Origin of the sequence: Legionella sp., assembly GCF_047605385.1 — a bacterium.
Taxonomy (GTDB): Bacteria; Pseudomonadota; Gammaproteobacteria; order Legionellales; family Legionellaceae; genus Legionella.
Map to the genome: position 1 here is coordinate 1 of NZ_JASGFU010000107.1, position 5465 is coordinate 5465.

The following is a 5465-nucleotide window of genomic DNA, read 5'->3' on the forward strand; positions in this document are numbered from 1 at the left end:
GCAAAAATGCGCTATGCCTGCCAATACCTCGAACGCTATTTCAAAGCAGGCCATCACTCCTTACTGGAGCCTCTTTATCAACAGCTTCTTTGCGTTAATCAACACACCATGAATGAATTAAACCAGTGGCTTAAACGACAAAATTAAATACTGTATTCTTCATTTATAAGTCAGTGCTTCGTAAAGAGGTTTCATAGCTAAAATATTCTCAGTGTTTTTTTATAACGGTCATGATGAACTGGAGTGCTCCCATTACCTTGACGAGTAGACGCTGCACGATCTGATGTTGATTCTGCAAAAGTATACATTGTTAATACAAGCAGTTATTCTGTTGCAAAATATGGCGTGCTTCATGCACCAAGACGTGATGCGAAATTCAACAGAGATTTTTTGCCAATTGTAGAATACTGGAATTCTAATTCTAGATTAGGCTCAAGAGGAAGCTACAATGTCGGACCTGCAAACTTAAGTTTATCAATAAATTAAAGTGGGTAATGATCTCGCAAAAACTAAGCTTAAAGAAAAACTACTTCGTTTAGACCTTCGTTGGGACACCTAACTTATAACTGTGTCTATGAACCCTCTTGGCATTGCTACAATTTCACGCTAGGATAAGTTTTTTTAAACCGTGGTAGGTAATGTGTTATGGAGCAAGTTGAAGACAAAAAAGCTATAAACTCGGTACAACAACAGATACTACAATTAAGTCAATATCTAAATTCACAAATTTTGGGACAACAAGATTTAATTTCTCGTTTATTAATTGCCTTGCTTGCCGATGGTCATTTACTCGTAGAAGGTGCGCCTGGCTTAGCTAAAACGCGAGCAGTCAAGGAGCTTTCTGGCAGTGTCGAAGGTGATTTTCACCGCATCCAATTCACACCAGACTTATTGCCTGGTGACTTAACGGGTACCGATGTCTATCATCCTCAAACGAGTTCTTTTATATTTCAACCAGGCCCCATATTTCATCATTTATTACTTGCGGATGAAATTAACCGTGCCCCCGCCAAAGTACAATCAGCCTTGCTTGAAGCAATGGCTGAACGCCAAGTAACGATTGGAGGAAAAACCTATCCTTTACCCGAATTATTCTTGGTCATGGCCACGCAAAATCCCATTGAGCAAGAAGGAACTTACCCATTACCTGAGGCACAATTAGATCGATTCTTGATGTATGTAAAAATTGGCTATCCTGATGCCAAAGTGGAACGCGACATTCTTGCCCTATCGCAAAAAGAAGCTTTAGGTGCGGCAGCGGCAGTGCCTAAAACAACCATTAATAAATTATCACAAAAAATATTATTTGAAGCACGCAAACAGGTACTTGATGTGCATACCAGTGACGCATTAGAAAATTATTTAGTACAACTGGTTGTTGCCACCAGAAATCCAGGAGTGTTTAGTGAAGAACTTGGTCGCTGGGTACGTTTTGGCGCAAGCCCTCGCGCAACCATTGCCTTAGATCGTTGTGCCAAAGCCCATGCTTGGCTCGCGGGTCGTAATTATGTAACTCCTGAAGACATTCATGTCATCGCCCATGATGTATTACGGCATCGCATTCTTCTTAGCTTTGAGGCAGAAGCTGAAGGGATAAGCAGTGATGATTTTATTGATTCCCTATTACGCTTAGTTGCGATTCCCTAGCAACGATAAGTCTTTTTAGAGGTTTTTATGACAGATGGTGTTGTTGCAGAATTAAGTGAACTGATTGATTTACGGCGTCATGCACACTCAGTTCATTATCAACCCGAAGGCAAAGTATTACGAGCAGGAAATCACCTCTCTAAATTACGTGGCCGCGGTATGGATTTTTCAGAAGCACGCAATTATCAGGCAGGAGATGAAATTCGCCATATGGAATGGCGAGTTACTGCACGCACAGGCAAGCCTCATGTCAAAATTTATCAGGAAGAACGAGAACGCCCTGTCGTTTTACTGGTTGACTTTAATCCTTCCATGATCTTTGGAACACGAGTCGCATTCAAATCAGTAGTAGCTGCACGCCTAGCAGCTATTTTAGCATGGACCGTAATCAAACAAGGAGATAGAGTGGGTGGCTTGTTATTTTCAGCAGCCGAACACAGTGAATTTACTCCGCGTGGGCGTGACTTAGGGGTGCTGCCTCTTCTTGCTGCTTTAAGTAATTACACCCATCAAAGCGAAGCACAGCGCGAAGCAGTACCACGCGCTCTAAGCGATGCTTTAATTCGTTTGCGTCGTGTGGCTAAGCCAGGAAGTATCTTAGTGTTAATTAGTGATTTTTATTCTATGGATACGGAATGTGAAAAGCACTTAAGCCGCTTACGTTATCATAATGATATTTTGGCTTATCATATTTGCGATCGCATCGAACTGGCACCACCAAAGCCGCAACAATATGCGATCACTAATGGGCAGCAAGAAATCCTCTTGGATACGCGAGTACGTTCAGTAAATACTGCCTATGAGCACTACTGTCAACAACGAATGGCGCAATTAGAGGAGCAATTTCAACGCTTACAAATTCAATACATGCAAGTAACTTCAGAAACTGATTTAACGCGGTTGGTTCATCGTACCTTTCCGAGGAAGTCTCATGGATAAGCCAGATCCTTTAGCACAGCTAAAAGACATTCATCTTCCAGAATCCGTAAGCTTCTGGCCATTAGCACCAGGCTGGTATATGGTAATGACCTTGATTTTATTACTGCTGTTTTATTTAATGTACCAAGTACATCAACGTCATCGCCATGCCTTGGCAAAAAAGAAGGCTTTAGCTCTATTAGATACTTATCAACAACGCTATGAGCAAGAGCATAACGTCGCAATAACCAGTGCTTATATCTCTGAATTGCTACGTCGCGTAGCTTTAGTGTATTTTCCCAGAGAACAAGTCGCCAGCTTACATGGTGAAGCCTGGTTGCAGTTTTTACAACAAACAGGTAAAGGTAGCGATTTTAATTCGGTGCGTGAAATGCTGTTAGATGCACCTTTTAAAAATGATCCAACCATGAATCTTGAACCGCTCTTTCAGCAAGCAAAGCTTTGGATTAAGCAAAGGAGCATCCCATGTTCGAATTAGCAAATTCCTGGCTTTTATTATTATTACCACTTCCCATTATTTATTGGTTGATGATGCCCAAAGCATATACCCAATTACCTACGGCCTTAAAAATTCCATTTTTTACAGCAATGGCAAGTATTGTTAACCAAGAACGACACTCATTAACCTCGCAATCCTCATTAGTGGCTCCTGCATTGATCTGGGTATTATTAGTCGTGGCTTTAGCTGGGCCTCGTTGGATAGGTGAGCCTCAACCCATTGAACGCGAAGGTTATAACATCATGATGGCACTGGATCTATCGGGCAGTATGGAAATCCCGGATATGCTGCTGCATGGGCGCCCAACCAGCCGGTTAGCGGTGGTAAAAACCGCTGCAGAGCAATTTGTAAAAGAACGTACTGGCGATAAAATAGGCTTAATTCTTTTTGGTACACGTGCCTATTTGCAAACACCATTAACCTATGACAAGCAAACTATTCTCACTCGCCTTGAAGATGCGTCTGTTAGACTGGCAGGACAAACAACATCCATTGGCGATGCAATTGGCTTGGCAGTCAAACGCTTAAATGCAACCCCCAAACAAGGCCGTGTCCTCATTTTACTTACTGACGGTGCCAATAACTCAGGAGTATTAACACCAATAAAAGCTACGGAATTGGCCAAAGAGGAAGGTATTAAAATCTACACTATTGGTTTAGGTGCAGATGCCGAAGCAAGCGCGATGGTCAATGGGTTTATAGTACCCAATGGTGCGGCCGATTTAGATGAAGACACCTTAAAACAAATCGCTAATCTCACTGGCGGTCGTTATTTTCGCGCCACTGACACAGAAACCTTGCATTCAATCTACAACACAATCAATCAGTTAGAACGAGTAAATCAAGAACAAACAACTGTGCGCCCCCAGGTAGAATATTATCCTTGGTGTGTTAGTCTTGCCTTATTATTCGCTTTTTTCTGGCTTGCTCATAAAGCAGATTTGCGTGTACACATAAACTCATGGTCAAGAAATCAGGAGGTGTTAAAATCATGATCGCTGATTTTCATTTTTTAAGACCTTGGTGGTTACTCCTATTATTGCCCCTGCTTGGATTGGCTATCTTTATGTGGCGACAAAAACCGCAACTACATGCCTGGTCGGAAATTTGCGATCCTTATCTTCTTGATCATTTACTGCAGAAAAAAAGCCAAGGACAACGCATGGGGGCCGTCATGTGTTTGCTCTTTAGTATCTGTTTTATGATTCTCAGTATTGCTGGGCCTGTTTGGTATAAGCTGCCAGTATCAACTTATAAACCTGTGCAACCACGAGTTTTATTATTAGATATGTCTGACAATATGATGGAGTCTGATTTAAGCCCAAATCGCTTGGCACGTGCCAAATTTAAGTTAAGTGATTTATTTGCCCATAAGGACATCGGTCAATTTGGTTTGATTGCTTATACTGGAGAGCCTTTTATTGTTTCTCCTTTGACTGATGATGGACAAACCATCTCTGCACTATTACCTTCTTTAACAGCAAACATCATGCCAGTTGGCGGACAAAATCTAGCGAGTGCACTGGAAGAGGCAGGTAAGCTCATTGACCAAGCCGGTTATAATCAAGGACAAATTTTAGTATTAACTGCCGATTCACCATCTGCTAATGCCATCGCATTGGCAAAAAAATTAGCAGCAACAGGTATTACCTCCTCGATTATGCCTGTGACTATAGATAAAAATTTAAATCCACTTTTCCAACGTTTTGCCGATGCAGGAAGTGGTTGGGTATTAAAATACACTTCAGACTCCAGCAATTTAGCGCAATGGATTAACGCCAGTGCCAACAAAGAATTTGCGTTAATTAAAGACGAGAACATTCCTTTATGGCGTGATGAAGGCCGTTGGTTTTTAATACCTGCCCTTCTTTTACTCTTACCCGCATTTCGTCGGGACTGGTTACAGAGGATTGCCGTATGATGCATTATTGGTTTGTTGTTTTATTCTCATCACTAGCCTCTTTCTCAGCACAAGCGTTTCAATGGCAAGATCTATGGTCAACCTCTGATCAGCAAGGTCAGAGATTAATGGCTAAGAAACAATATAAAAAAGCGAAAGAAACCTTTACTCGGAATGATTGGTCAGCAGCTGCCGCCTACCGTGACGGCGATTATCAAAGAGCAGCAGACTTGTATCAAAATGAAAAAAACGAGCAAGGCTATTACAATGAAGGCAATGCCTTAGCTCATTTAGGAAAGTATGAGGAAGCGATTAAATCTTATGATAAAGCCTTGACAATTAATCCTGCGAATCAAGATGCAATTGACAATCGAAAGTTGGTTGAAGCACTTTTAAAGAAAAATAAAGAGCAACAGCAGCAAGAGCAGCAGAAGCAAGAGCAGCAGAAGCAAGAGCAGCAGAAGCAAGAGCAGCAGAAGC

6 protein-coding genes are annotated in these 5465 nt (G+C 41.7%); all 6 read left to right on the forward strand.

Annotated elements, in window-relative coordinates; translation table 11 throughout:
- Nucleotides 1–645 precede the first annotated feature (645 nt).
- Nucleotides 646–1647, forward strand: a complete 1002-nt coding sequence (locus QM652_RS13875; protein WP_415076795.1) for an AAA family ATPase — start codon at nt 646–648, stop codon at nt 1645–1647.
- 27 nt (nt 1648–1674) lie between these two features.
- Nucleotides 1675–2586 carry a DUF58 domain-containing protein gene (locus QM652_RS13880; RefSeq protein WP_415076797.1) on the forward strand — a complete coding sequence of 304 codons (912 nt, stop codon included), beginning with the start codon at nt 1675–1677 and terminating at the stop codon, nt 2584–2586.
- Complete coding sequence (locus QM652_RS13885) at nt 2579–3064, forward strand: DUF4381 domain-containing protein (protein ID WP_415076799.1); 486 nt, start codon at nt 2579–2581, stop codon at nt 3062–3064. Before QM652_RS13880 ends, QM652_RS13885 begins: the two co-directional genes overlap by 8 nt.
- A complete protein-coding gene (locus tag QM652_RS13890) occupies nt 3052–4080 on the forward strand; it encodes a vWA domain-containing protein (RefSeq protein WP_415076801.1) in 1029 nt (342 codons plus the stop codon). Before QM652_RS13885 ends, QM652_RS13890 begins: the two co-directional genes overlap by 13 nt.
- Nucleotides 4077–5006: a vWA domain-containing protein gene (locus QM652_RS13895; protein WP_415076803.1), complete on the forward strand. Its 930-nt coding sequence runs from the start codon at nt 4077–4079 to the stop codon at nt 5004–5006. Before QM652_RS13890 ends, QM652_RS13895 begins: the two co-directional genes overlap by 4 nt.
- Nucleotides 5003–5465: tetratricopeptide repeat protein (locus tag QM652_RS13900; protein WP_415076805.1), on the forward strand; the 463-nt coding region annotated here is incomplete at its 3' end. The genes QM652_RS13895 and QM652_RS13900, both read left to right, overlap by 4 nt.